21 protein-coding genes are annotated in these 25,568 nt (G+C 72.5%); 11 read left to right on the top strand and 10 right to left on the bottom strand.

The window, feature by feature from the left end; translation table 11 throughout:
* Positions 1–9: 9 nt before the first annotated feature.
* Positions 10–861, bottom strand: a complete 852-nt coding sequence (locus tag QCN29_RS20235) for a polysaccharide deacetylase family protein (RefSeq protein ID WP_279929797.1) — start codon at positions 859–861, stop codon at positions 10–12.
* A gap of 142 nt (positions 862–1,003) precedes the next feature.
* Between QCN29_RS20235 and QCN29_RS20230 the strand changes: the two genes are divergently transcribed.
* Positions 1,004–2,575, top strand: coding sequence for a glycosyltransferase family 39 protein (locus tag QCN29_RS20230; protein ID WP_279929796.1), 1,572 nt, complete (start codon positions 1,004–1,006; stop codon positions 2,573–2,575).
* Here the strand turns inward: QCN29_RS20230 and QCN29_RS20225 are convergent.
* From QCN29_RS20225 to zapE, 3 genes are all read right to left on the bottom strand, one after another.
* Entirely contained in the window at positions 2,539–3,453 is a 915-nt protein-coding gene (locus QCN29_RS20225) for a PPK2 family polyphosphate kinase (RefSeq protein WP_279929795.1), read from the bottom strand. The two genes, QCN29_RS20230 and QCN29_RS20225, sit on opposite strands and share 37 nt — an antisense overlap.
* Positions 3,454–3,569: 116 nt before the next feature.
* Positions 3,570–3,995, bottom strand: coding sequence for an OsmC family protein (locus QCN29_RS20220; protein WP_240138271.1), 426 nt, complete (start codon positions 3,993–3,995; stop codon positions 3,570–3,572).
* Between the two features lie 41 nt (positions 3,996–4,036).
* Entirely contained in the window at positions 4,037–5,104 is a 1,068-nt protein-coding gene (gene zapE / locus QCN29_RS20215) for a cell division protein ZapE (protein WP_279929791.1), read from the bottom strand.
* A gap of 68 nt (positions 5,105–5,172) precedes the next feature.
* Here zapE and QCN29_RS20210 point away from each other — a divergent pair, with 68 nt between their 5' ends.
* From QCN29_RS20210 to QCN29_RS20185, 6 genes are all read left to right on the top strand, one after another.
* Positions 5,173–6,066, top strand: a complete 894-nt coding sequence (locus QCN29_RS20210) for a pyrimidine reductase family protein (RefSeq protein ID WP_279929790.1) — start codon at positions 5,173–5,175, stop codon at positions 6,064–6,066.
* 120 nt (positions 6,067–6,186) lie between these two features.
* Positions 6,187–6,642 carry an indole-3-glycerol phosphate synthase gene (locus tag QCN29_RS20205; protein WP_279929788.1) on the top strand — a complete coding sequence of 152 codons (456 nt, stop codon included), beginning with the start codon at positions 6,187–6,189 and terminating at the stop codon, positions 6,640–6,642.
* Between the two features lie 62 nt (positions 6,643–6,704).
* On the top strand, positions 6,705–8,114 hold the full coding sequence (murC, locus tag QCN29_RS20200) for a UDP-N-acetylmuramate--L-alanine ligase (RefSeq protein ID WP_279929786.1): 1,410 nt from the start codon (positions 6,705–6,707) through the stop codon (positions 8,112–8,114).
* A 10-nt stretch (positions 8,115–8,124) separates the two neighbouring features.
* The gene (gene msrB / locus QCN29_RS20195; protein WP_279929785.1) at positions 8,125–8,532 is read left to right on the top strand and encodes a peptide-methionine (R)-S-oxide reductase MsrB; all 408 of its coding nucleotides are present in this window, start codon (positions 8,125–8,127) and stop codon (positions 8,530–8,532) included.
* Between the two features lie 192 nt (positions 8,533–8,724).
* A complete protein-coding gene (locus QCN29_RS20190; RefSeq protein WP_279929784.1) occupies positions 8,725–9,348 on the top strand; it encodes a nucleoside/nucleotide kinase family protein in 624 nt (207 codons plus the stop codon).
* Positions 9,349–9,413: 65 nt separating this feature from the next.
* Positions 9,414–10,592, top strand: coding sequence for an aminopeptidase P family protein (locus QCN29_RS20185; protein ID WP_279929783.1), 1,179 nt, complete (start codon positions 9,414–9,416; stop codon positions 10,590–10,592).
* Positions 10,593–10,604: 12 nt separating this feature from the next.
* Here the strand turns inward: QCN29_RS20185 and QCN29_RS20180 are convergent, their stop codons facing one another.
* Both QCN29_RS20180 and treZ read right to left on the bottom strand, forming a co-directional pair.
* The gene (locus QCN29_RS20180; RefSeq protein WP_279929782.1) at positions 10,605–11,615 is read right to left on the bottom strand and encodes an aldo/keto reductase; all 1,011 of its coding nucleotides are present in this window, start codon (positions 11,613–11,615) and stop codon (positions 10,605–10,607) included.
* Between the two features lie 87 nt (positions 11,616–11,702).
* Positions 11,703–13,493 carry a malto-oligosyltrehalose trehalohydrolase gene (treZ, locus tag QCN29_RS20175; protein WP_279929844.1) on the bottom strand — a complete coding sequence of 597 codons (1,791 nt, stop codon included), beginning with the start codon at positions 13,491–13,493 and terminating at the stop codon, positions 11,703–11,705.
* A gap of 112 nt (positions 13,494–13,605) precedes the next feature.
* Here treZ and QCN29_RS20170 point away from each other — a divergent pair, with 112 nt between their 5' ends.
* The gene (locus QCN29_RS20170) at positions 13,606–14,973 is read left to right on the top strand and encodes a GH1 family beta-glucosidase (protein ID WP_279929781.1); all 1,368 of its coding nucleotides are present in this window, start codon (positions 13,606–13,608) and stop codon (positions 14,971–14,973) included.
* Here the strand turns inward: QCN29_RS20170 and QCN29_RS20165 are convergent.
* Positions 14,962–16,230: an MFS transporter gene (locus tag QCN29_RS20165; protein WP_279929780.1), complete on the bottom strand. Its 1,269-nt coding sequence runs from the start codon at positions 16,228–16,230 to the stop codon at positions 14,962–14,964. The genes QCN29_RS20170 and QCN29_RS20165 overlap by 12 nt on opposite strands.
* Positions 16,231–16,380: 150 nt before the next feature.
* On the opposite strand from QCN29_RS20165, the gene QCN29_RS20160 reads away from it, so the two are divergent.
* Positions 16,381–16,929 carry a DUF1707 and FHA domain-containing protein gene (locus QCN29_RS20160; protein WP_279929778.1) on the top strand — a complete coding sequence of 183 codons (549 nt, stop codon included), beginning with the start codon at positions 16,381–16,383 and terminating at the stop codon, positions 16,927–16,929.
* A 41-nt stretch (positions 16,930–16,970) separates the two neighbouring features.
* Here the strand turns inward: QCN29_RS20160 and treY are convergent, their stop codons facing one another.
* Positions 16,971–19,412, bottom strand: a complete 2,442-nt coding sequence (gene treY, locus QCN29_RS20155) for a malto-oligosyltrehalose synthase (protein ID WP_279929777.1) — start codon at positions 19,410–19,412, stop codon at positions 16,971–16,973.
* Positions 19,413–19,537: 125 nt separating this feature from the next.
* Complete coding sequence (gene glgX / locus QCN29_RS20150; RefSeq protein WP_279929776.1) at positions 19,538–21,658, bottom strand: glycogen debranching protein GlgX; 2,121 nt, start codon at positions 21,656–21,658, stop codon at positions 19,538–19,540.
* A 307-nt stretch (positions 21,659–21,965) separates the two neighbouring features.
* On the opposite strand from glgX, the gene QCN29_RS20145 reads away from it, so the two are divergent.
* Together QCN29_RS20145 and QCN29_RS20140 are read left to right on the top strand one after the other, a co-directional pair.
* Positions 21,966–23,198, top strand: a complete 1,233-nt coding sequence (locus QCN29_RS20145) for an SAV2148 family HEPN domain-containing protein (RefSeq protein WP_279929775.1) — start codon at positions 21,966–21,968, stop codon at positions 23,196–23,198.
* Positions 23,199–23,292: 94 nt separating this feature from the next.
* Complete coding sequence (locus tag QCN29_RS20140; protein ID WP_279929774.1) at positions 23,293–24,105, top strand: 3'-5' exonuclease; 813 nt, start codon at positions 23,293–23,295, stop codon at positions 24,103–24,105.
* A 570-nt stretch (positions 24,106–24,675) separates the two neighbouring features.
* On the opposite strand, the gene QCN29_RS20135 is transcribed toward QCN29_RS20140, so the two are convergent.
* Positions 24,676–25,530 (bottom strand): phosphotransferase enzyme family protein, encoded by an 855-nt coding sequence (locus tag QCN29_RS20135; protein WP_279929843.1) that lies wholly within the window; start codon positions 25,528–25,530, stop codon positions 24,676–24,678.
* Positions 25,531–25,568: the final 38 nt, after the last annotated feature.

The following is a 25,568-nucleotide window of genomic DNA, read 5'->3' as shown; positions in this document are numbered from 1 at the left end:
TGAGAGTGGCTAACCGTCCCGCATCAGCTCGGAGACCTTCACAAACCGGTAGCCGCGGGCGCGCAGCTCCGGAACGATGCGGCGCACCGCCTCCTCGGTGGCGGGCGCGGCGCTGCGGGTGCAGTGCAGCACCACCAGCGAGCCCGGCCGCACCCCGGTCAGCACCTGCGCGGCCACCGCCTCCGGGTCCGTGGCGAAGGCGTCTCCGCCGACGACGTCCCACTGCACCGCCGTCACCTCCGCGGGCGCGAGCGCCCGCAGCGCCGCGTCGTCGTAGCAGCCTCCGGGGAACCGGAAGTAGGGCACCGTACGGCGCACCCCGATCTCCTCGAAGACGGCGGACGCGCGCCGCACGTCCTGCAGCATCCCGCCCTCGTCGACCGTCGGCAGGCCGTAGCAGGGGGAGGTGAAGGCGTAGTGGCTGTAGGAGTGGTTGCCGACCTCGAAGAGCGGGTCGCCGCCGATCGCCCGCGCCTGGTCCGGGTACTCCTCGGCCCACCGCCCCGTCATGAAGACCGTGGAGGGCACCTTCAGCGCCCGCAGCGTCTCGATGAGCCCGGGATTGTCGAAACGCTCCCCGCGCGCCGCCCGCGGTCCCTGGCCGGCGGTCATATCGGCGTCAAAGCTCAGCGCCACCACCTTGCCGGCCGCCGCCCCCCGCTCGAAGACCGCCGTGAGCCCACCGGGTCCCGGTGCGATGGTGGGGGTGGCCGGAGCCGGCGTCGCGTCGGCGGAAGGAGCCGTGGAACGAACCGGGGAGGGAGCGGGGGCGGACGCCCGGGCGGAGCCCGATGGCGCGGAGCCTCCGGCGCAGCCGGTCAGCACGGCGCCGAGAGCGGCCAGGACCGCAAGCTTTCGCATGGAATGGGTCACTGGCGAAAATTATCTGACAGTCGGTTGATTCGAGCGGATCGGCGCACTCCGCGGGCCGGCGGTTCCCCTGAGTGGCCGCGGCGGCCGCGCCCTGCGGGGCCAACCGGCGGTTTAGTAATGTGACTTCTTCGTGGATGCGGCCGCGGAGGAGACCATCGACGTACGGGAGCAGAGCCTGACCGAGGTGCGGCCGGGCCCTGCCCGGCTGCCGCGGCAGGAGCCGGGGGCGGCGGCGGGCGGCCGCGGGCGACTCGCCTCGTTTCTGGTTCCACTCCTCGTCTCCACGGCTCTGGGGCTGTGGGGCATCAGCCGTCACGGCACGATGTGGCGCGACGAATCCGTCACCTACCAGGTCGCTCACCGCAGCGTCTTTGATCTCGTAGGGCTGCTGGACAGCGCCGACGCCGTGCACGGCCTCTACTACCTCCTCATGCACGCGCTATTCGGCGTCTGGGAGGGCGGCCTGCTGACGCTGAGAATTCCGTCGGTCCTGGCGACGGCCGTCAGCGCCGGGTGCGTCGGCCTCGTCGCATGCCGTCTGGCGGGCGTGCGGGCGGGGCTGCTCAGCGGCGTCGTCTTCTGTGTGCTGCCCGAGGTGCAGATGTACGCCCAGGAGGGGCGGTCCTACGCCCTGGTCTGCGCGTTTGTCGCCTTCGCCACCTATGTGCTCGTCAGGGCTCTCACGGGGGCGTCCCGGCCCTTGTGGGCGGTCTACGGCGCGGCGCTCCTGCTCGCCTGCTGGCTCCATGAGTTCGCGGTGCTCGCACTCCTGGGGCATGGGGCCGCCGTTGCACACGCGAGCGTGTCGCGGGCGGTCCGGCGTGCGTGGACCGCGGCGGCGGCCGTCGTGGTGGCCGGAGTGGCTCCCCTGGCCGTGTTCAGCATGGGGCAGTCCGCCCAGGTCTCCTGGATCGGCAGCCCGAAGCCGGGAGAGTGGCTGGGGATCGCGGCCGTCGCCGTGCTGGCGCTGCTGTGCGCACGCCGGCTGTCGAAGTACCGGGCCCCGGGTCTGCCGCACGGGCCTCTGCTGCGCCGCCTCGCCCTGCCGCTGGCGCTCGCCCCCACGGCCGCACTCCTCCTCACCTCCCTGCACGAACCCGTGTACGTGGACCGGTACGTCCTCTACGTCAACGTCGGTCTCGCCCTGCTCGTGGGAGCGGCGGCGGACGCGGTCCTCGCGGACACCCGCACATCCTTCCCGCCGCGCACCGGCGTGGGTCGTCGCGTTGCGCTCTCGACGCTGATCGGCGGTCTGGTTCTGGCGCTCCTTCCGGTCACGCTGCAGATGCGCACACCCGACAGCCGCAAGGACGACCTGGCTGCGATCGCCGAAGCGGTCGAACGCGTCTCCGGCCGGGGGGACGGCCTCGTCTTCACCCCGGCTCGCCGGCGGGAGTGGAAGCTCTCCTATGCCGAGTCCTACGGCGGGCTCGCCGATCTCGCCCTGAAGCGAAGCCCCGAGACCTCCGGAACCCTGCAGGGCGAAGAGCACTCGGCTCCGGAGATACGGCGGCGCATGCTCTCCGCGACGCGGATCGTCGTGCTCAGCGATCCGCCGGACCAGCCCGAGGACGCGGTCGGACAGGAGCTGACCAAGCGCGAAGTCCTGCGGCATCACTTCGAGCAGTGCGCGCGCACCCGGGTGAAGGGCGCACAGGTCACGCTCTACGCCCGGCCCGGAGCGTGCGGGCCGCCGTCCTGAAGCAGGCGGCGACGGCACTCCTCCACGTCGAAGTCCGCCGGAGGGTACCGGGGGTCCAGGGCCTGGAGATGTTCCAGGAGCAGCCGGCTGATCGCCCAGTTGCGGTACCACTTGCGGTCCGAGGGCACGAGCAGCCAGGGGGCCGCCTCGGTCGAGCAGCGTTCCAGGGCGATCTCGTACGCCCTCTGGTACTGCGGCCACAGCGCGCGCTCGTCGATGTCGCCGGGGCTGAACTTCCACTGCTTGTCGGGATTGTCCAGACGGGCGAGGAGACGGCGGCGCTGCTGCTCGTAGCTGATGTGCAGAAAGACCTTGACGATCGTCACGCCGTCCTCGGCCAGGGCCTCTTCGAAGCGGTTGATCCGGCCGTAGCGCCGGGCGATCTCGCGGCGGGGCGCCAGCTCGCGCACCCGGGCGATCAGCACGTCCTCGTAGTGCGACCGGTCGAAGATGCCGATCTCACCCGGCTGGGGCAGCGCCCGGCTGACGCGCCAGAGGAACGGATGCCTCTGCTCCTCTGGCGTCGGCGTCTTGAAGGCCCTGATCCGGCAGCCCGACGGGTTGAACTGGCCGATCACATGCTTGACCGTGCCGCCCTTGCCGCTGGTGTCCATGCCCTGGAGGATCAGCAGAAGTCTGCGGCGGTCGCCGGCCGTGCTCGCCGCGTACAGCCGCTCCTGGAGCGCGGCGAGGCGCTGCCCCGCACGGTCGACGGCCTCGCGCCCGGCCGCCTTGTCCCCGGGGCCGCCCGGGGTGGCCCCGGGGTCGTACGAGGAGAGGTCGACGCGCTCGCCCACGGGAAGGCGCAGCAGTTCGCGCAGCGGGGCCCGCCGCACCCCGTCGTCGCTCGCTTTTCTGCTCTTGCTCTCCTTCGCCATGGCGTGCGCCTCCCGCGTCCGGCCCCTGTGCCGATCATGCGGCGGACGGGGCCTTCCCGCGAACGCAGAGCAGCCCGCGGACCGGTCGTCCGCGGGCTGCACCCTGTTCCGCGCCGTCAGGCGAGGGACGCCGTGAGCGTGATCACCGTACCGGTGAGGGCCTTGCTCACCGGGCAGTTCAGCTTCGCGTCCTCGGCCGCCTTGACGAAGTCCGCCTCGTCGATGCCGGGCACCTCGCCCTCGACGGTGAGGTGCACGCCGGTGATGCCGGCGCCGGGCTGGAAGGTCACCTCGGCCTTGGTGTTCAGCCGGGTCGGTTCGTTTCCGCCCTTGGTCAGGATGTTCGAGAGCGCCATGGAGTAGCAGCTGGAGTGCGCGGCGGCGATCAGCTCCTCCGGGCTGGTCTTGCCGGGGGCGTCCTCGGCACGCGCCGGCCAGGAGACGGCGTACTCCCCGAGCTTGGAGTAGTCCAGGCTGACGGTGCCCGCACCCTCCAGGAGGCTGCCTTCCCAGACCGTGTGCGCGTGACGCGTGGTGGCCATGATGCGTTCCCTTCTGACGGTAAAGGTGTTACGCACCGAACCTACTGGTCCGCGAGGGCCTTTGCGTCACGCGCCAGCGCGGTGAGACGGGAGATCGCCCTGAAGTACTTCTTGCGGTACCCGCCGTTCAGCATCTCGTCGCTGAACAGCCGGTCGAAGGGCACCCCGGAGGCCAGCACCGGCACCTCCCGGTCGTACAGCCGGTCGGCCAGCACCACCAGGCGCAGCGCGGTCGACTGATCGGGCACCGGCGTCACGTCGGTGAGGCATACGGCGCGCACGCCCTCCGTGAGCGCCCCGTACCGGCTCGGATGCACCTTCGCCAGATGCTCCAGCAGCTGCGGGAAGGCGTCGAGGGACGCGCCGTCGGCGGCGTACGCGGTCTTGGCGACGACCTCGTCGGAGTACGGGGGCGGGGCCTCGGGGAGCCCGCGGTGCCGGTAGTCCTCGCCGTCGATGCGCAGCGGCCGGAAGTGCGCGGAGAGCCCCTGGATCTCGCGGAGGAAGTCGGCGGCGGCGAACCGGCCCTCGCCGAGCTTGCCGGGCAGCGTGTTGGAGGTGGCGGCGAGTGCGACGCCCGCCTCGACCAGCTTGCCCAGCAGCGTGGAGACCAGCACCGTGTCTCCGGGGTCGTCGAGTTCGAATTCGTCGATGCACAGCAGCCGGTGCCCGCTCAGCGTGCGCACCGTCTCCTGGAAGCCCAGCGCGCCCACCAGATTGGTCAGCTCCACGAAGGTGCCGAAGGCCTTGAGGGACGGGGCCGCGGGCGTGGCGTGCCACAGGGAGGCCAGCAGATGGGTCTTGCCGACGCCGTAGCCGCCGTCCAGATAGACCCCGCGGGGGCCGGCCGGCGCCGCGGGTTTCCGCGCGAACCAGCGCCGCCTGCCCGCGCCGCTCGCATGCGCCCCGCCCAGGCCCCCGGCGAAGCCGCTCAGCACGGAGACCGCCTCGGCCTGGCTGGGCTGGGCCGGGTCGGGGACGTACGTGTCAAAGCGGACCGCGTCGAAGCGCGGCGGCGGAACCATCTCGGCCACCAGCCGGTCGGCGGGGACGAAGGGCTCGCGGGCGCACAGGGACAGCGGCGCGGCTTCACTCGCGGCGTCACTCATGGGACTCGTGGGGCTCGTGGGTGTCGTCGGCACACTTCTCACTCTATGCGCCGTGCCAGACTGCACGGATGCGACGCCTGTTCCCTGTGACCGACCAGACAGCCGAGCCGTCAGCCGGCCCGACTGCCGGCCCGGCCGCCGTCCCGTCAGCCGAACGGTCGGTCCTCGTGGACCGCGAGTGGTCCCTCGACGAGCTGGCCGACGCCTATGCGTATCCCAGGGTGGGGGAGGAGGCGATCCGGGGCGGCGCCGCCGCCGACCCCCACGCACCCGGTCCGGCCGCGGAGCCAGGGCGCCCGCGGGTCTGGCTGCGGGCCAACATGGTCTCCTCCCTGGACGGCGCCGCGCAGCACGACGGCCGCTCCCAGCCCATCTCGTCCGCCGCCGACATGCGGATCTTCGGCACCCTCCGGGGGCTCGCGGACGTGATCGTGGTGGGCGCGGAGACGGTACGCCAGGAGGGCTACCGGCCCGCGCGGGCGCGGGAAGCCTTCGCGGAGCGGCGGGCCGCCGCGGGGCAGACCCCCGCGCCCGCGATCGCCGTGGTCAGCGCCTCTCTGGATCTGGACTTCTCACTGCCGCTGTTCACCGAGCCCAAGACGCCGACCCTGGTGCTGACCGGCGCGGCCGCCCCCCGGGACCGGCTCCGCGCGGCCCGGGACGCGGGCGTGGAGACGGTGATCGCCGGGGACGGGCCGGGGATCGACCCCGCACGGGCGGTGGCGGCTCTGGCCGAGCGCGGGCTGGTGCGGCTGCTCACCGAGGGCGGTCCGAGGCTGCTGGGGCAGTTCATCGCGGCAGGGGCGCTGGACGAGCTGTGTCTGACCGTGTCCCCGATGCTCACGGCCGGTGACGCCCAGCGGATCGCCGGCGGCCCTTCGCCGACGGCGCCGGAGCGTTTCGCGCTGGCCTCGGTGCTGGAGGAGGCGGGGTTCCTTTTCACCCGCTACCGTCGCATTTGACAATCAGCGGAATTAGTCGTTCCGGTTAGCTGCGGCCGGGCACACTTACTCTCGCAGACCCCGTGGGCGCAGACCCGTGCGGGCACGGGGAAGGATGGTTTCCGCAGAAGGGCTCCTGACGTGTTCAAAAGCGTACTGATGATCGAGAAGCCCCTGACGTCCGAAGACGTGGAATTCGTCACCACCCTGCACGGAGACGAGAAGATCTCCTTCATCGTGCTGATGCAGCCGCGCGGAGATCAGGCCGACGTACTGCTGCGCGCCATCGACGACGTGGCGCTGGGCGAGCTGAAGGAGGCCGTGCACGAGGCCGACCGGCCCGAGAAGCCCGCCGAACTCGCTCTGGAGCACTCGCTCGCCGCCCTGCGCGCCGCGGGCAGCGAGGCGGTCGGGCATGTCATCGAGGACCACCCGATGGACAAGTTGAAGGCCGTCGTCGACGAGTCCCGCGCGGACGAGGTGATCGTGCTGACCGCGCCGCACTACGTGGAGGAGTTCTTCCACCGGGACTGGGCCTCGCGCGCCCGGCACAAGGTCGGCGTCCCGGTGCTCAAGCTCTTCGCGCACAGCGAATAGGCTGGGTGCCGGACCCTCGCCGTCCGCTGTCCGCACGCACCGTCCCCAGGGGAGACACACGCATGGCATCCGCCGTTCCCAGCGCCGTACCCAGCGCCATGGAGCGCCCGCACTTCATCGGCATCGGCGGCGCCGGAATGTCGGGCATCGCAAAGATCCTCGCCCAGCGCGGCGCGAAGGTCGCGGGCAGCGACGCCAAGGAGTCCGGCGCCGCCGACGCCCTGCGTGCACTGGGTGCGACCGTGCACATCGGACACGCGGCCGGACACCTCGCCGACGACGCCAGCTGCGTCGTCGTCTCCAGCGCCATCCGACCGGACAACCCCGAGCTGGTGCGCGCCGCGGAGCTGTCCGTCCCGGTCGTCCACCGCTCCGACGCCCTCGCGGGGCTGATGACCGGGCTGCGCTCCATCGCAGTGGCCGGCACCCACGGCAAGACCACCACCACGTCCATGCTGGCCGTCGCCCTGACCGAGCTGGGCCTCGACCCCTCGTACGCGATCGGCGGCGACCTGGACGGCCCCGGAACCAACGCCCGCCACGGCGCGGGCGAGATCTTCGTCGCCGAGGCGGACGAGAGCGACCGCAGCTTCCAGAAGTACGACCCCCAGGTCGCCATCGTCCTCAACGTCGAGCTGGACCACCACGCCAACTACGCCTCGATGGACGAGATCTACGAGTCCTTCGAGACCTTCGTCGGCAAGATCGTGCCCGGCGGCGCCCTGGTGATCGCCGCGGACCAGCCGGGCGCGGCCGAACTGACCGCCCGGGTGCGCCGCGGGCCGTCCGCGCCGAAGGTCGTCACCTACGGCGAGTCCGCCACGGCCGACGTACGCATCGACACGGTCACCCCGCGGGGGCTGACCAGCGAGGTCACCGTCCTCCTCGACGGCCGGCCGCTGACCTTCACCGTCTCCGTCCCCGGCCGCCACTACGCCCACAACGCCGTCGCCGCGCTCGCCGCCGGCGTCGCCCTCGGCATCCCCGCGCCCGAACTGGCCGCCGCGCTCGGCGCGTACACCGGAGTCAAGCGCCGCCTCCAGCTCAAGGGGGAGGCCGCGGGCGTCCAGGTCATCGACTCCTACGCCCACCACCCCACCGAGATGACCGCGGACCTCGAGGCCATGCGCGGCGCGGCGGCCGGCTCCCGGCTCCTCGTCGTCTTCCAGCCGCACCTGTTCTCCCGCACCCGGGAACTGGGCGCGGAGATGGGCCAGGCGCTCGCCCTCGCCGACTCCTCCCTGGTCCTCGACATCTATCCCGCCCGGGAGGACCCGATCCCCGGCATCACCAGCGACCTGATCGTCGACGCCGCCCGCGCGGCCGGGGCCGAGGTCGCCGCCTGCCGCGACAAGGCCGCCGTGGCGGGCGTCGTGGCGGGAATGACCCGGCCCGGTGATCTTGTTCTCACCATGGGCGCGGGCGACGTCACGGACCTCGGCCCGGCCATCCTGGCCCGTCTGTCGAACTGAGGAGCGCACGATGCCGTACGAGGTCGAGAAGCCCGACCACCAGTGGCGCGAGGAGCTCACCCCCGCCGAGTACCGGGTGCTGCGCCAGGCCGGCACCGAGCCCGCCTTCACCGGTGAGTACACGGACACCAAGACCGCCGGGGCGTACTCCTGCCGCGCCTGCGGCGCGGAGCTGTTCTGCTCCGACGCCAAGTTCGAGTCCCACTGCGGCTGGCCGTCCTTCTACGACCCCAAGGACTCCGACGCGGTCGAACTGATCGAGGACCGCTCCCACGGCATGGTCCGCACCGAGGTGCGCTGCGCCCGCTGCGGCTCCCACCTCGGGCATGTCTTCGAGGGCGAGGGCTATCCGACCCCGACCGACCAGCGGTACTGCATCAACTCGGTCTCCCTGCGGCTCACCCCCGACGAGGGGTGACGTCCGGCGCCTCCCGGGCCGGCCGACGGCGTGCGAACGCAACGGGGCCTCGAGTAACGCCGGGTGCGGCACATCTGGTCGCCCCCGCCCCCAGGGCTTCGCCGCCCCCAGGGCTTCGCCGCCGCCGGGCGAGGGGCGGGGCCGCACGCCGTCACTGCCCGGGAGCCGGCGCGCCCGTGGAAGAATGCGTCCGTGACACCCGCCGTCGCCTCCTCCCTCGTGGACCGTGCCCGCGCCCTTGCCGCCGACGGACGGCGGCGGCTCCTGGGCATCGCCGGAGCGCCCGGCGCGGGCAAGTCCACCCTCGCCGGCCAGATCGTCGACGCCCTGGACGGACTGGCCGCCCTCGTCCCCATGGACGGCTTCCATCTGGCCCAGAGCGAACTGGACCGGCTCGGCAGGACGGCCCGCAAGGGCGCGCCGGACACCTTCGACGCCGCCGGCTACACCGCGCTGCTCACCCGGCTGAGAACCCCCCGGGAGCCGGCGGTCTACGCGCCCGCCTTTGACCGGGAGATCGAGGAGCCGGTCGCGGGCAGCATCCGCGTCGCGGCGGACGTTCCCCTTGTGGTGACCGAGGGCAACTACCTGCTGCACGACGAAGGCGAGTGGGCCGCCGTCCGGCCCCTGCTGGACGAGGTGTGGTTCGTCGACCTCGACGACGCCGTTCGGGTACCGCGGCTGATCCGCCGTCATATGCGTTTCGGGAAGGAGCGCTCACACGCCGAGCGCTGGGTCCGCGACTCCGACGAGCCCAACGCCCGGCTGGTGAGCCGCGGCCGTGCCCGCGCCGACCTCGTGGTGCGCCCCGGCTGACGCATGCGCCCGACGAGTTTTCCACAGGGCTCGCGGCGTATCTGATCCGGCGGCAGCATGGAGCCATGTCCACAGATCCCGCAGCCCCCGCCGCCCCCGCAGACCTCTCGGGTTCGGCGGGCCCCGCCGCCCCCGCCCCCTTCACCGCCGACGAGTACCGCGCCCGGATGGCCCGCGCCGCGGAGTCCGCCGCCGAGGCGGGGCTCACGGGCCTGCTCATCGCTCCCGGACCCGACCTCGTCTATCTGACCGGCTACCGCCCTCCCACCGATCTCGAGCGGCTCACCCTGCTCGTCCTCGCCGCCGGACGCGACCCGGTGCTGGTGGTCCCGGCCCTGGAAGCCCCCGACGCCCACCAGGCCCCCGGCGCGGCGGCGTTCACCGTGCTCGACTGGACCGACGGAAAGGACCCCTACGCGCTCACGGCCCCGCTGCTCGCGCCCGACGGCCGCTTCGCGGTCAGCGACAACACCTGGGCGCTGCATCTGCTGGGCCTGCAGAGCAGACTGCCCGGCAGCGGGTACACGGCGCTGACCGACGCGCTTCCGATGCTTCGCGCCGTGAAGGACGCTCGGGAGGTGGAACTGCTCCGGGCGGCGGGCGCCGCCGCGGACGAGGCGTACGGCGAGATTCTGAAGGTGCGCTTCGCCGGGCGGGCGGAGAGCGAGGTCGCCGCCGACCTCGCCGCCCTGCTCAAGCACTTCGGGCACTCCCAGGTCGACTTCACCATCGTCGGCTCCGGACCGAACGGCGCGAATCCCCACCACGAGGCCGGCTCCCGCACCATCGCCGACGGCGACATGGTGGTCCTCGACTTCGGCGGCCTCAAGCACGGATACGGCTCCGACACCACCCGCACCGTGCACGTCGGCGAGCCGTCCGCCGAGGAGCGGCGCGTCCATGACGTCGTACGGGAGGCGCAGCAGGCGGGGTTTGAGGCGGTGCGGCCGGGGGCGGCCTGCCAGGACGTCGACCGGGCCGCCCGCCAAGTGATCGCCGACGCCGGGTACGGCGAGTACTTCCTCCACCGCACCGGCCACGGCATCGGGGTGACCACACATGAGCCGCCCTATCTGGTCGAGGGCGAAGACCGGCCGCTCGTCCCCGGCATGTGCTTCTCCATCGAGCCGGGCATCTATCTGCCGGGCCGCTTCGGCGTCCGCATCGAGGACATCGTCACGGTGACGGAGGAAGGCGGCCGCCGACTCAACACCACGGGGAGGGAGATGGCGATCGTGGAGTAGCACGGACGTGGATCAGGAACCGCCCGGGTCGTGGTGGCTCAGACGCGCCAGCATCTCGTACGGATAGGGCAGCGGGCGCTCGCTCGCCGCATCAAGTCTCGCGCGGTGCTCGGCCGACAGCTCCCAGCCCACCGCACCGAGGTTCTCCGTCAGCTGCTCGGCCGTGCGGGCTCCGATGATCGGGGCGGTGACCCCGGGCCGCTCCATCAGCCAGCGCAGGGCGATCTGGGAGGGAGTGCGGCCCGTCTCCCCGGCGACCTCGTACAGCGCGTCCAGGACCTGCCAGGTCTCCTCTGCGTCCCGCTCCCGCCAGCCCTCCCGTCCCGACTGCTCCTGGAAGCGGGCCTCGCGTGAACCGGCCGGCACGGAGGTCATTCCACGGCGGTACTTGCCGGTCAGCCAGCCGCCCGCGAGCGGGCTCCAGGGGATCACGGCGACGCCCTGCTCCTCGCACTGCGGCAGCAGTTCCCACTCGAGCTCGCGCCGGAGCAGGTTGTAGAGCGGCTGCAGACAGACATACGGCTCCCAGCCGCGGGCCCGCTGGAGGTCCAGGGAGCGCTGGAGCTGAGAGGGGGTGACATTGCTCGCGCCGACATACCGGACCTTGCCGGACGCCACCAGCGTGTCCAGCGTGGCGAGGGTCTCCTCCACCGGCGTGGTGGGATCCCAGATATGGGTCTGGTACAGATCGATGTAGTCCGTGCCGAGTCGTCTCAGGCTCGCTTCGACGGCGGCGAGGACATGCTTGCGGCTGAGCCCGCCGTCGTTCGGCGCATCGCCCATCCGGCCCCACACCTTGGTGGCGATGACGAGGCCGTCGCGCCTGCGGCCCTTGAGCCAGCGGCCGAGGATCTCCTCCGAGGCGCCGCCCGCGTACATGTCCGCGGTGTCGATGAAGGTGCCGCCCGCCTCGGTGAAGGCGTCGAGGACCCGATGGCCGCCCGCGTCGTCGGCGAAGGCCATGGTGCCCAGGCACAGCTCGCTGACGCGCACACCGGTTCTGCCGAGATTGATCTGCTTCATGGCCCCAGACCGTAGGAGGTGGAGTGCACTCGAAGGCAAGGCCGTTGCCGGCCGGTCGCCTTCCCTGTCTCAGGTCTTCGTTCTGTCTCAGGTCTCCGCCACCACGGCGCAGGACTGCGGCGGCAGCCGCAGCACCCCGTCCGCGCCCGGCGGCTCCACCGGCTCCCATGCCGCGAGGATCCGGGCCCCGCCGTCGCCGCCCCCCTCGCCGGCGCCCCGGGGCCGGGCCCCGCCGAGCGGGATCGCGGCCGGGACGTCGGCGAAGTTGAGGGCGATGCGCAGGTCGCCGCGGCGGAAGGCGAGCCAGCGCGCCTGTTCGTCGTAGGCGGTGCGGACGGCGGCCAGGTCCGGGTCGGCCAGATCGGGCTGCTCACGGCGGAGCGCGATCAGCTCACGGTGCCAGGCCAGCAGCCGGGCGTGCCCGGGCCGCTCACGCTCGGCACGGTCGAGACAGGAGCGTTCCCGGGTGGCGGGGTCCTGCGGATCGGGGATCTCCTCGGCCGCCCAGCCGTGCGCCGCGAACTCCCTGCGTCTGCCCTCCCGTACCGCGCGCGCCAGATCCGGGTCGGTGTGGTCGGTGAAGAACTGCCAGGGCGTGCGCGCCCCCCACTCCTCGCCCATGAACAGCATCGGGATGAAGGGCCCGGTCAGCACCAGCGTCGCGGCGCAGGCCATCAGCCCGGGGGAGAGCATGGCGGAGAGCCGGTCGCCGAGCGCCCGGTTGCCGATCTGGTCGTGGGTCTGGGCGTAGCCGAGGAAGCGGTGCGCGGGAGTGCGGACCACGTCGACCGGGCGGCCGTGCGTGCGGCCGCGGAAGGTCGAGTAGGCGCCGTCGTGGAAGAAGCAGCGGCTCAGGGTCTTGGCGAGCGCGGCCAGCGGGGCGCGGGCGAAATCCGCGTAGTAGCCGTGTGACTCCCCGGTCAGCGCCGTGTGCAGCGCATGGTGGAAGTCGTCGTTCCACTGGGCGTGCAGACCGAGGCCGCCCTCCTCGCGCGGGCGGGTCGTCCGGGGGTCGCACCGGTCCGACTCGGCGATCAGGAAGAGCGGCCGGTCCAGCTCCGCCGACAGCTCGTCGACGGCGGAGGACAGCTCCTCCAGAAAGGTCAGCGCGCGGCTGTCGGCGAGCGCGTGGATCGCGTCCAGCCGCAGCCCGTCGATCCGGTAGTCGCGCAGCCAGGCCAGCGCGCTCCCCAGCAGATAGGCCCGGACCTCGTCGGAGCCGGGCGCGTCGAGGTTGACTGCCGCGCCCCAGGGCGTGTGGTGGGCTTCGGTGAAGTACGGGCCGAAGGCGGGCAGATAGTTCCCGGAGGGGCCGAGGTGGTTGTGCACCACGTCCAGCACGACCCCCAGACCATGGCCATGGGCGGTGTCGACGAAGCGTTTGAGTGCCTCCGGCCCGCCGTACGGCTCGTGCACCGCCCACGGGGACACCCCTTCGTACCCCCAGCCGTGTACCCCGGGGAACGGGCAGAGGGGCATCAGCTCGACATGCGTGATGCCCAGTTCCGCGAGTTCGCCGAGGTGGTCTGCGGCCGCGTCCAGGGTGCCGGCGTGCGTCCAGGTGCCGATATGCAGCTCGTACAGCACCGAGTCCCCGGTCAGGGGCCGGCCCGCCCAGTCGCAGCGCCAGCTGTGGCCGTCCTGGTCGACCACCGCGCTGGGCCCGTCGGGACCGTCGGGCTGGCGGCGTGAGCGGGGGTCGGGCAGCACCGGCCCGCCGTCCAGGCTGAAGCCGTACCGGGCCCCCGCCGCGGCCTGCGCCTGGACGTTCCACCAGCCCTCCAGGCCGCCCGTATCGCGCTCCATCGGGAGCTCGACGCCCTCCAGCCACAGCGACACCCGCTCCTCGGCCTTCGGCGCCCACACCTCGAACAGCACAGCCGGGTCCCCTCGTCGTCGAGTCTTCGGCTTCCATCCGGCGACGGACAGCTCCATCCTGGCAAGTCCGCGGTCTTCAGGCGTGTCGTTGCGGCCATTAAGGTCACGGCCCATGACACAGCCGCCGCTTCCCGCCTTCCCGCCCGGCTTCCTCTGGGGGGCCGCCGCCTCGGCCTTCCAGACCGAGGGGGCCGCGGACGCCGATGGAAAGGGCCCCTCCGGATGGGACGCCTTCGCCGCCCGGGGCCGGATCAAGGACGGCGCCGACACCGCCCGCGCCACCGGCTTCTACGAGCGCTACCGCGAGGACGTCGCCCTCCTCGCCGGACTCGGCGCGGACGCCTTCCGTTTCTCCGTCTCCTGGCCGCGGGTGGTCCCCGGCGGCAGCGGGCCCGTCAACGCCCGCGGACTGGACTTCTACGACCGGCTGGTCGACGAGTTGTGTGCCCACGGCATCACCCCCGCCCCCACCCTCTACCACTGGGACACCCCCCTCCCGCTGGACGAGGCGGGCGGCTGGCTGGAGCGGGACACCGCCTACCGCTTCGCCGAGTACGCCCGGGCCGTCGCCGAGCGGCTCGCCGACCGCGTACCGATGTGGATCACCGTCAATGAACCGGCGGAAGTCACTCTCCTGGGTTATGCCCTGGGGGAGCACGCCCCCGGGCGGCAACTGCTCTTCGACGCCCTGCCCGCAGCCCACCACCAGCTCCTGGCGCACGGCCTCGCCGTACAGGCGCTGCGCGCCGCCGGGGCGCACGACATCGGCCTCGCCGTCTCCCACTCACCCGTGTGGGCCGCGGGCGAGGGCGAGGAGGACCGGTCGGGGGCCCGGCTCTACGACACGATTGCCAACTGGATGTACGCAGACCCCCTGCTCACCGGCCGCTACCCGGACGAGAACCTCGCCGCCCTGCTGCCCGGCCCCGTCGCCGACGACCTCGCCGTGATCGCGACCCCGCTGGACTGGTACGGGGTGAACTACTACCACCCCATGCTCGTCGGCGGCCCGTCCCGGCACGCCCTCGGAGCGTTCGCCGGAGTCGGCATGCCCCCGGAGCTCCCCTTCGGGCTGCGGGAGATCGAGACCGGGGAACGCACCGACTTCGGGTGGCCGGTGGTCCCGGACGGGCTGCGCGAACTGCTCGTCTCCCTGAAGGAACGCTTCGGCGAACGGCTGCCGCCGCTGTTCGTCACCGAGAACGGCTGCTCGTACGACGGCCTCGACGACCGGCGTCGCATCGCCTTCCTCGACGCCCATCTGCGCGCGCTCCACCAGGCGATCGAGGAGGGCGTCGACGTGCGGGGCTACTTCACCTGGTCGCTCACCGACAACATCGAGTGGGCGGAGGGCGCCTCCCAGCGCTTCGGCCTGGTGCACATCGACTACGAGACGCTCACGCGCACGCCCAAGGCCTCGTACCGCTGGTACCGGGACGTCATCAGGGAACAGAAGTCCACACGGCCGTCACGGCACTGAGCGGATCTTCCACACGAGCAGCCCGCCGAGCGCCGTAACCGCGGTCGCGGCCAGATACAGCCCCGAGTATCCGCCGGCGTACGCCACGACCGGCGCGGCCAGCGCCGGGCCCAGGACCTGTGGCGCGGAGTTCGCGACATTGATCACGCCCAGGTCCTTGGCCCGGTCGCCCGCCGTCGGCAGCACCTGCGTGATCAGCGCCTGGTCGACCGCCACATACCCCCCGAACCCCAGCCCCAGGAGCGTCGCCGCCGCCATCGCCACCGGCCAGGAGTGCCAGAACACCAGCAGCGAGGATGCCGCCGCCATCACCGCGGAGCTCACCGCCACCAGCGCCTTCCGCTTCCCCAGCCGGTCGGAGACCACTCCGCCCGCGACCGCGGTGACGACGACCCCCGCGGTGTAGAGGAGCGTCAGGATCAGCACGCCTTCGTCCGGGTCGGGGTACCCCACCGCGTCCTTGAGGAAGTACAGCAGGTACAGCGTGCCTACGGCGTTGCCCAGCATCACCAGGAAGCGGGTCAGCCAGGCCCAGCCGAAGTCCGGGTGACGCCGCGGGTCCACCCAGAAGTCGGCGAGCCGCACGGGCTGCCGCCTGCGCTGCGCAGGAGGCGCCGGCGGGTCCCGGGTCAGCAGCACGAACGGCAGCGCGCACGCCACCACCAGGACCGCCAGCAGCAGATACCCGGCCGTCAGCCCGGTTGCGGCCACGGTCACCAGCAGCGCCCCGACGACCAGTCCCAGCGTCTGCGGAATCCCGATGAAGCCCGACACCGCCGCACGCTGACGGACCGGCACCTGGTCGGGCACGACGGCGTTCGCCCCGGCGAGCATCGCGTTCAGACCGAACTGGGCCAGGCACCAGCCGACCGCCACCCCGGCCACGGTCGACTGCGCCGCCGTCGCCGCCAGGCCCGCGGCCCCGGCCAGCGCCCCGCCCAGCATCCACGGACGCCGCCGCCCGAAGCGCCCGCCCGTACGGTCGGAAAGCGCACCCGCGAGCGGATTGGCGACCACCGCCACCAGCGCACCCGCACCGGTCACCCAGCCGAGCGCGACCTCTTTGCCCACCGGGTCGATCGCCTCGATCTGCTCGGCGAGCAGCACCTGGATCGGGGTGAAGAAGGCCATGTAGAGCCCGAGATTGGCCAGCACGAGACCTGCGATCCAACCACCGCCGACACGCACCCGCGGCTCGGCGTGCAGCCCCTGCCCCCGCCCGTGCGCCGTGTCTCCTCGCGCGTCTTCGGTTGTCATGTACCGCTCGCCATCAGCTCGGGGGTGCCCGGAGCCTACGGACCCCCCTCAACGGGAGCAATACCTGATGTGCAATCAGATTCGAGCTGACGTCAGGACCATTCGGCTTGTTCTGGACACGTTCGACCCGGCGGGCCGACAATTCCCTGTGTGACGTCCTCCCATGAGTTCCAGACCGAGCCCGCCCGGCTCTCCGACGCCGAGCGCGACCGCGTCCTCGGGGTGCTCAGAGAGGGGGCGGCGCAGGGGAAGCTGTCGCACGACACCTTTGTGCACCGTATGGAGCTGGCGCTCGCGGCCCGCCACAGCGAGGAGCTGCGCGCCCTCACCGCCGATCTGGACGGTGAGAGCCGCTGGTCGCAGTGGGTGTACGGCACGGTGGGGCGGGTGTCGGCGTTCTCGGTGCGGCTGCGCCGGGCCTGGCAGGCGGAGAAGCTGCCCCCGCTGCTGCTCCCCGAGCCCGGCCCCCACCCCCTGCGCATCGGCCGCGATCCGGGCAACGGCCTCAGGCTGAGCCATGACACGGTCTCCCGGATGCACGCCGAGCTGAGCCGCCAGGGCAGCCTGTGGGTGCTGCGCGACCTCGGCTCCACCAACGGCACCACGGTCAACGGCAGCCGCGTCGTCGGCTCGGTGGTCGTCCACGACGGCGACATGGTCGGCTTCGGGAGGATGAACTTCCGTCTCACGGCGCGCTGACGGACGCGCGCTCCACCACACGCTCCAGCACGCACGATCGACTACCCGGACTGCGCCGCGGACGCCGCCCGGTCCCGCTCCCCGGCATCCCGGACCAGCAGCGCCACCGGGCGGTCCGCGAACAGCTCCCCCAGCGCGAGCGGGCCGCCGCGAAAGACGCGTCCCGGTGCGAGCGCGTCCCGCCAGCGGCCGTCCGGCAGCGGCAGCGCCGTGTCCCCCCAGCCGCCGGACCGGGCCAGCCGCCGCGACAGCCGCGTCACGGCCGTGACGACCGAGCCCTCCGCGGCCGCTTCGGCCGAACGGAGGAACGCCAGGCACAGATGGGCCGCGGGCCCCGAAGCGTACAGCGGGGCATACGACGACCCCGGGCCGAAGACCCCGGGGCGGTCCCGGCGCAGCCGCAGCGCGGCGGCGGTCAGGGCCAGCTTCTCCGCGGACAGACCGCGCGGCCGGGCCTGGTCGTCGGGCCGGGCCTGCGCGGAGGTGGGAAAGCGCGCGGGGGTGCGGTTGTCGGGATCCACAAGCGCGAGATACTCGCGCTCCGCGCCCTGGTACACCTCCGGCACCCCCGGCATCGTCAGCTGCACCAGCGTCGCGCCCAGCACATTGGCCCGTACATGCGCGTCGATCCCGCGGCGGAACAGCGCCGTCGTGCGCATCGGCGGCCCGGCCGGACCCGCCGCGACGAAGTCGGCGACCGCCTGCTCATACGCCGCGTCGGGCTCCGTCCAGCTGGTGTGCACCCCCGCCTCGCGCACCGCTTTCAGCAAGGCGTTCCGCAGCCTCTCCTCGTACGGGAAGCCGAACCCCAGGGCGGTCTGCCAGGCCGTCCACGCCAGATGCGCGTCGGGCGCCCGGCCGCCCTCCAGCCGCGCCGCCCGGACGCCGATCTTCTCTGTGAACTCCGCCCACTCGCCCGGGAACTGCGACAGCACCGCGATCGCGGCCCGCACGTCGGCGCTGCGCTTGGTGTCATGCGTGGTCAGCACCGTGCCGGAGGCGGGCCAGTCGCGAGCCGTCCGCGCACAGTGCGCATGGAAGGCGTCCGGGCCGACCGCCGGACGGCCCGGCTCGCCGCCCACCTCGTTCGCCGACAGCAGCGGCGTGTACCGATAGAACGCCAGGTCCTCCACGGACTTGGCGCGCAGCGCCGACGACGTCTGCGCGAACCGCGCCCGGAATGCCTCGTGCAGCGGCCCGTCGCCGCCCCGCCCCAACGCCAGATCGCGTACCGCGTCGACGGCCTCCGCCTCCTTGGCGACCGCGAACGCCGCCTTCGCCTGCCGGGCCGCCTCCGCCGTGAGCACCTCCGCTCCGCCCTCGCGGTACGGGCGGTAGACCGGCACCCGCACCAGCAGCTCCCGCACCGCCCGGTGCAGCGCCCACGGTGCATGGTCGCGCCGCGCGGAACCGGCGGCGCACAGGCGCTGCGCCATCCGGGTGAGCGCCGCGGCCTCCGCGGCCAGATCATGAGTGATCACCTTGTAGGCGGCACGGCGTGCCGTCGCCTCCCAGGAACCTCCCAGGTCGTCGGCCGCACCCGTGAACTCCCGGTAGCGGTGGGTCAGCTCGTCCAGCCCGTCCGGGTCGATGAACAGGCCGTCGATGCGGCGCAGCGCGTCGTACCCGGTCGTTCCGGCGACGGCCCAGCTCCCGGGCAGCCGCTCGTCCCCGGTGAGAATCTTCTCCACCACGATCCAGCAGCGACCGCCGGTCGCCCCGGCCAGCCGCCGCAGATACCCCTCCGGGTCCGCGAGACCGTCCGGGTGGTCCACCCGCAGTCCCTGGACCATCCCCTCCCGCACCAGCCGCACCACCGTGGCGTGGGTGGCGTCAAAGACCTCCGGGTCCTCCACCCGCACCCCGATCAGCTCGGAGACGGTGAAGAACCGGCGGTAGTTCAGCTCGGTGCGCGCCAGCCGCCACCAGCACAGCCGGTACCACTGGGCGTCCAGCAGCTCTCCGAGGTCCGTCAGGCCGGCGGTCCCCGTGCGCAGCGGGAAACGGTGCTCCCCGTAGTGCAGGACCTCGCCCTCCACGCGGAGCTCGCCCAGTTCGTCCCCGAGGCGACCCGCCAGGACCGGCAGCAGGATCTTTCCGCCGCCCGCCTCCCAGTCGACGTCGAACCAGCGTGCGTACGGGGAGGAGGGCCCCTCCCGGAGCACCTCCCACAGTGCGCGGTTGTGGCGCGGCACGGCGGCCATATGGTTCGGCACGATGTCCAGCACCAGCCCGAGGCCGTGCTCGTGCGCCGTTCGGGCGAGCTGCCTCAGGCCGTGCTCGCCGCCGAGTTCCTCCCGCACCCGGCCGGGGTCCACCACGTCATAGCCGTGCGCCGACCCCGGCACGGCCTCCAGCACGGGTGACAGATGCAGATGCGAGACGCCGAGGGAGGCCAGATACGGCACGGCCGCGGCCGCGGCGGAGAAGGGGAAGCCGGGCTGGAGCTGAAGCCGATAGGTGGCAGTCGGAGTATCGGTCATACAAACGTACGTACCCCGTGGGGGCGGGGCCGGCCCCGCCATCCGCCCGACCGGCCGAAGCGACCGGTCCAAGCGGTCGGCCGAAGCGGCCGGTCCAAGCGGCCGGCCCAAGCCCCCTGGGGCTGCTACGCGGGTCTGCGCAGCACCGCCAGGCTCCGCCCGGCAAGCCGCACCCGTTCCCCGGCCGCCACCTTCGGCCCCTGCCCCGGAGGAACCCCCTCCGGCTGCCCCGTGTCCACCACCACCTCCCATTGGCGGCCGTGGTTCACCGGCACGGTGAAGTCGAGATCCTGCGCGCTGGCGTTGAACATCAGCAGAAACGAGTCGTCGGAGATCCGCTCCCCGCGGGGCCCCGGCTCCGAGATGGCGTGTCCGTTAAGGAACACCGTCAGCGCCCGGGCATGCGCCGCCTGCCAGTCCCGCTGCGTCATCTCCTCCCCCTTGGGGGTGAACCAGGCGATGTCGGACAGCTCGTCATGTGTGCCCTCCACCGGGCGGCCGTGGAAGAACCGCCGCCGCCGGAAGACGGGATGGTCCCGGCGCAGCCACACCATCTGCTGGGTGAAGGCCAGCAGCGAGCCCTCCTCCCGGCTCCCCGCCTTCGGCCAGTGCACCCAGGAGAGCTCGTTGTCCTGGCAGTACGCGTTGTTGTTGCCGCGCTGGGTGCGGGCGAACTCGTCGCCGTGGCTGAGCATCGGCACGCCCTGGGAGAGCATCAGCGTGGCGATGAAGTTGCGCATCTGCCGCTCGCGCAGCGCCAGCACCATGGAGTCTTCGGTCTCGCCCTCGGCCCCGCAGTTCCAGGACCGGTTGTGGCTCTCCCCGTCGCGGTTGCCCTCGCCGTTCGCCTCGTTGTGCTTCTCGTTGTACGAGACGAGATCGTGGAGCGTGAAGCCGTCATGGCACGTGGTGAAGTTGATGGAGGCCAGCGGCCGCCGTCCGTCGTCCTGGTAGAGGTCGGAGGAGCCCGTCAGCCGTGAGGCGAACTCCGCAAGCGTCCGCGGTTCTCCGCGCCACAGGTCGCGCACCGTGTCGCGGTACTTGCCGTTCCACTCCGTCCACAGCGGCGGGAAGTTCCCCACCTGGTAGCCGCCCTCGCCGACGTCCCAGGGCTCGGCGATCAGTTTGACCTGGCTGACCACCGGGTCCTGCTGCACCAGGTCGAAGAAGGAGGACAGCCGGTCCACCTCGTGGAACTGCCGGGCGAGTGTCGCCGCGAGGTCGAAGCGGAAGCCGTCGACGTGCATCTCGGTGACCCAGTACCGCAGCGAGTCCATGATCAGCTGGAGGACGTGGGGGCTGCGCATCAGCAGCGAGTTCCCGGTCCCCGTGGTGTCGGTGTAGTAGCGGCGGTCGGCGGCCAGCCGGTAGTACGAGGCGTTGTCCAGCCCCCGGAAGGAGAGCGTGGGCCCCAGATGATTGCCCTCTGCGGTGTGGTTGTAGACCACGTCGAGGATCACCTCGATGCCCGCCTGGTGCAGCGCCTTGACCGCCTGCTTGAACTCCAGCACCTGCTCGCCGCGGTCGCCCCAGGAGGCATAGGCGTTGTGCGGGGCGAAGAAGCCGATCGTGTTGTAGCCCCAGTAGTTGCTCAGCCCCATGTCCGCCAGGCGGTTGTCGTGGACGAACTGATGCACCGGCATCAGCTCCAGCGTGGTGACGCCCAGCTCCGTCAGATGAGAGATCACCGCCGGGTGGGCCAGCCCCGCGTAGGTGCCGCGCAGCTCCTTGGGCAGCTCCGGATGGAGCATGGTCAGGCCCTTCACATGGGCCTCGTAGATCACCGTGCGGTGGTAGTCCGTGCGCGGCGGGCGATCGTCGCCCCAGTCGAAGTACGGGTTGACCACCACCGAGGTCATCGTGTGCGGCGCGGAGTCCAGATCGTTGCGCGAGTCGGGGCGGCCGAAGTGATAGCCGTACACCGACTCGTTCCAGTCGACGGACCCACAGATCGCACGTGCGTACGGGTCGAGGAGGAGCTTGGCGGAGTTGCACCGCTGCCCGCGCTCCGGGGCGTACGGGCCGTGGACGCGGAAGCCGTACCGCTGCCCCGGCATCACACCCGGCAGATACGCGTGGCGCACAAAGGCGTCGGTCTCCCGCAGCTCCACCGCCGTCTCCGAGCCGTCGTCGTACAGCAGGCACAGCTCGATACGCCGTGCGGCTTCCGAGTACACCGCGAAGTTCGTGCCGGCGCCGTCGTACGTCGCGCCCAGGGGATACGCCTGTCCCGGCCAGACCTGCATAGATATGACTCTTCCACTTCTGATCCGGGTGCTGGGGGCCCTCGGCCCGGATCGTCCCCGCAAGTATCGTCGCTCACGCCTCGATCCCGCTGCCGACAGGCGTGGACGGCGCGGTCAACATCGGTTTCCCTCCATCGCCCGGGGGTGCAATCCCTATGAATCCGCTCACGTGGGCAGACATCGCCGACGGGAAACCGGAAGCAGCTTAAGGGAGTTGGGAAACGTCCCGGTGGATACGCTGCATGGCGTCCCACAGGCGGAGTACCCTTCCTTGATCGTTGGAGGGGGCACGGAAGGCGGTGCGCGGGTGAGCTCGGGAGGGCTGGAGCTACCCCCCGGTGAAGCGGGTCACGAGGGGGGCTCCTCCGACGTACCGCCCGGGGCGGTCTCCCTCGCCAGACCGGTGGAGATCGGGGCGGAGCTGGACTGGGGCGCGGACGCCTGGAGCGAGGTGCGCACCCGCGCCCAGCGCGCGGGACGTGCGTACATCTGGCTGAATCTGGTCGAGCAGCGGCTGCGGGCGGTGGTGGCCGCGGTGCTGCGGCCGGTGTACGAACCCGTCCACGGCGACGACTGGGTGGTCGCCGCGGCAGGTCCCGCCGGGCAGGAATGGGTGCAGCGCGCGGTCGCGGTCCGCGAGGTCTCGCGGCGCAAGGGCTATCTGCTGGACCCGGCGGACGACAACGTCCTGTCGTTTCTGACGCTGCCCCAGCTGCGGGAGCTGATGGTGCAGCACTGGCCCTGCTTTGAGCCGTACTTCGACGACCGGCGGGACGTCGAGCTGGCGCTCGACGAGCTGGAGGTCGCCCGGAACATCGTCTCCCGCAACCGGGCGCTGAACGAGGCGGTGCTCGCCCAGGCGGAGCGGGCCTCGGCGCGGCTGCTGGAGATACTGGGCGGCGGGGCCGGCGTCCCCTCGGCGGACCGGCTCCCCGTCGACGCCGTGGAGGATCTCGTCGGCGACCGGTACGCGGACGTGGTCTCCGTCCACCCCGACCGGGTGCGGCTGCTGCGTCAGCTCCCCGCCGAGGACTTCTTCGGCGGCGCACGCCGCCTCGACGCGATCGGCATAGGCCTCAATCTGCTGGTGCAGAACTTCTCCGGCCGCCGGCTGGTGCGGCTGGCCGAGTCCGGCTGCCGGGTGCGGCTGCTCTTCCTCAACCCGGCGAGCAGCGCCGTCAAACGGCGCGAGCGCGAACTGGGCCTCAAAAAGGGCGAGCTGAGCCGCACGGTGGAGATGAACATCCTCCATATGCGCCGGGTCCGCGCCCGGCTGCGCGATCCGGGCGCGTTCGAGATCCAGGTCTTCGACGAAACCCCCCGCTTCACCGCCTATCTGGTGGACGGAGACGGCCCCGACGGCGTGGCGGTCGTCCAGTCCTATCTGCGCAAGGCGCGCGGGATGGAGGCGCCGGTGCTGGTCCTGCGGGGCGGCGGGCGTGCCGTGGTGCAGGCGGGCGTCGATCCCGACAACGGGCTGTTCCAGACCTATCGCGAGGAGTTCGAGTCGTTCTGGGCGGATTCGCGCCCGGTGTCCTGAGACAAGGTCGCAGCCCGGCGTTGTCAGTGGCGCGTGCCAGGGTGGAGACCGGTGGGGAACCGGCAGGGGAGCCCCACGTGCACAAGGGGGGAACATGGCCTGGCACGCTGAGCCGCTCGTCGGCTTCGACCTGGAGACGACCGGCACCGAGCCGCTCGAGGCGCGGATCGTGACGGCGGCGATCGTCGAGGTGGGGCCACGGGGCGTCGCGCGGCGTACCTGGCTGGCCGACCCGGGCGTGCGGATTCCGCCGCAGGCGTCCGCGATCCACGGCATCAGCAGTGAGCGGGCGGCGGCGGAGGGGCGGCCGGCGCGGGAGGTCGCCGACGAGATCGCGGAGGCGCTGACGGGCTGCTGGCGGCGCGGTGTGCCGGTGGTCGCGTACAACGCGGCGTTCGATCTGACGCTGCTCAGTGCGGAGTTGCGACGGCACGGGCTGCCCTCGCTCGCCGAGCGCGGATACGCGACGGCCGGGACCGGCCCGGTGATCGACCCCTACACGATCGACCGTGCCGTCGACCGCTATCGCAAGGGCAAGCGCACCCTTGAGGCCGTCTGCGCCGAGTACGGCATCCGGTTGGACGACGCCCACGAGGCGGGCGCGGACGCGCTGGCCGCCGTGCGGGTGGCTCGGGCGATAGCCGGGCGGCACAAGGCCGTGGCCGCGCTGACTCCTGCGGAGCTGCATGAACGTCAGATTCACTGGTACGCCCAGTGGGCGTCGGACTTCCAGCGCTTTCTGCGCCGCAAGGGGGACGCGGGCGCGGTGGTCGACCCGTCCTGGCCGCTGCGCGCGCTGCCGCCGTCTCCTGCTGCGCCGCCCCTCCCGGAACCGGGGCTCCGCCCCGGGCCCCGCGTCTCGGATTCCGCCGGACTTCGCCCGGGGGCGCCTGCAGGCGGGGTTTGATCGAGGCCTTGAGTCTTGGGTTCCGCCGGGTTTCGCCGGGCTCCGCTCCGGGGTGCCCGCTGGCGGGGTTTGACTTCGGGGCCCTTCGCCCTGGGGTTCCGCCCCGGGCCCCCGCGCTCCGGTCGCCGGCGGGGCCTGCCGGCCCTCCGTTCAGGCCGACCGGAGTGCCCCCGGGCGTGAGGCGCCCCGCCCCCGCATCTCCGGACCACGGACTCCCGGACCACGGACACGATCCGTGCCTCGATGTTCCCCGGCCGTCTCCTCCCGTACCTCGGCAGGTGCTCAGGGGCACCTCCAGGGAGCTGCCCCCAAGGGGCAGGAACGTGGCTCCGGTCCTCAGGCGCCGGGACGGCCCGAGCCCAGCCCGTCCGGCGCCTGAGGACGCACACGGCCTTCAGGCCACAGAGGACAGAGCCTTCAGGCTTCGCGCCGTGGGCCACGGCGCGAAGCGGTCGAGCCCCGGGCAGGGGTGTGGGGCCGCCGGTCTGGCGGCGGGGAGGCTGGGGGCTTGCCCCGGCCAGGGGAAGGGGGGCAGGGGGACGCACCCCTCGCCGCGGCAGCGGCGATGCGTCAGAAGGCGTGCCAGCGGACCCGTGTGTCGCCGTCGCGGAGGGACGCCACCCGGCGGCGGAACTCCGCCAGGGCGCGCGGGTTCGCCGGCGCGTGCTGGGCCACCCAGGCGCAGCTCGCCGTCTCACGGGCGTCGCGGAGGACCTCGCAGCCGGCCCAGTCGCGTACGTCCCATCCGTAGGCCGACACAAACGCCGCATAGGCCTCGGGAGACAGCCCGTAGCGGTCGCGGGCGAGGGCCATGACCACCAGGTCGTGCTCGCGGGCGTCCGAGGAGAAGGTCTCCAGGTCCAGCAGCACGGGGCCGTCCGGGCCCACATGGACGTTTCGGGGGAGCGCGTCGCCGTGGACCGGGCCGGGCGTCAGCCTCGGCGCGAGTCCGGCGGTCGCCGCACGGAGGCGGTCGGCCCGCTCGCGCAGATATACGGCGTCGGCCGGGTCGACCGCGTCCCCCGCAAGCCGCAGCCACCGCTCCACCCCGCCCAGCAGTTCCCGCCGCGGCAGGGCGAAGGGCGCGGCGGGCAGTGCGTGCACCCGGCGCAGCAGTACCGCCAGATCCTCCGGTGCGGCGGGGCGTACGGCGTCGGGGAGCCGGTGCCACACCGTCACCGGGCAGCCCAGGGCCTGCCGCGGCTCCGGCTCCGCCGCCCGTACCGCGGGAACGCCCGACTCCGCGAGCCAGGCGGCGACGGCGAGCTCCCGCTCGGCGCGGGGCGTCAACTCGGCGCTCCGGCCGACCTTGACGACGAGCTCACCCGTCTCGAACACGGCGTTCTCGCCGAGGGCCAGAAGCTTCGCGCCCTCCGCGGGCAGTCCGGTCGCCGTCAGCAGCCGTCGGGCCTGTGCCTCGTCCATCACGCGGCACAGTCTCGCATCGTGTCCTCCGCGTGATC

Source organism: Streptomyces chengmaiensis (assembly GCF_029846775.1).
Taxonomy (GTDB): domain Bacteria; phylum Actinomycetota; class Actinomycetes; order Streptomycetales; family Streptomycetaceae; genus Streptomyces; species Streptomyces chengmaiensis.
The sequence above is the reverse complement of the archived record's forward strand: the minus strand, read 5'-3'. Positions and strand labels throughout refer to the sequence as shown.

Excerpts from the sequence above, each read along its gene's own strand:
- QCN29_RS20235 (WP_279929797.1), bottom strand. The coding sequence starts at position 861 with ATGCGAAAGCTTGCGGTCCTGGCCGCTCTCGGCGCCGTGCTGACCGGC.
- zapE (WP_279929791.1), bottom strand. The coding sequence starts at position 5,104 with ATGAGTGACGCCGCGAGTGAAGCCGCGCCGCTGTCCCTGTGCGCCCGC.
- QCN29_RS20135 (WP_279929843.1), bottom strand. The coding sequence starts at position 25,530 with ATGGACGAGGCACAGGCCCGACGGCTGCTGACGGCGACCGGACTGCCC.
- msrB (WP_279929785.1), top strand. The coding sequence starts at position 8,125 with ATGCCGTACGAGGTCGAGAAGCCCGACCACCAGTGGCGCGAGGAGCTC.
- QCN29_RS20170 (WP_279929781.1), top strand. The coding sequence starts at position 13,606 with ATGACACAGCCGCCGCTTCCCGCCTTCCCGCCCGGCTTCCTCTGGGGG.
- QCN29_RS20225 (WP_279929795.1), bottom strand. The coding sequence starts at position 3,453 with ATGGCGAAGGAGAGCAAGAGCAGAAAAGCGAGCGACGACGGGGTGCGG.
- QCN29_RS20210 (WP_279929790.1), top strand. The coding sequence starts at position 5,173 with ATGCGACGCCTGTTCCCTGTGACCGACCAGACAGCCGAGCCGTCAGCC.
- QCN29_RS20165 (WP_279929780.1), bottom strand. The coding sequence starts at position 16,230 with ATGACAACCGAAGACGCGCGAGGAGACACGGCGCACGGGCGGGGGCAG.
- QCN29_RS20185 (WP_279929783.1), top strand. The coding sequence starts at position 9,414 with ATGTCCACAGATCCCGCAGCCCCCGCCGCCCCCGCAGACCTCTCGGGT.
- glgX (WP_279929776.1), bottom strand. The coding sequence starts at position 21,658 with ATGCAGGTCTGGCCGGGACAGGCGTATCCCCTGGGCGCGACGTACGAC.
- treY (WP_279929777.1), bottom strand. The coding sequence starts at position 19,412 with ATGACCGATACTCCGACTGCCACCTATCGGCTTCAGCTCCAGCCCGGC.
- QCN29_RS20140 (WP_279929774.1), top strand. The coding sequence starts at position 23,293 with ATGGCCTGGCACGCTGAGCCGCTCGTCGGCTTCGACCTGGAGACGACC.
- QCN29_RS20220 (WP_240138271.1), bottom strand. The coding sequence starts at position 3,995 with ATGGCCACCACGCGTCACGCGCACACGGTCTGGGAAGGCAGCCTCCTG.
- QCN29_RS20180 (WP_279929782.1), bottom strand. The coding sequence starts at position 11,615 with ATGAAGCAGATCAATCTCGGCAGAACCGGTGTGCGCGTCAGCGAGCTG.
- murC (WP_279929786.1), top strand. The coding sequence starts at position 6,705 with ATGGCATCCGCCGTTCCCAGCGCCGTACCCAGCGCCATGGAGCGCCCG.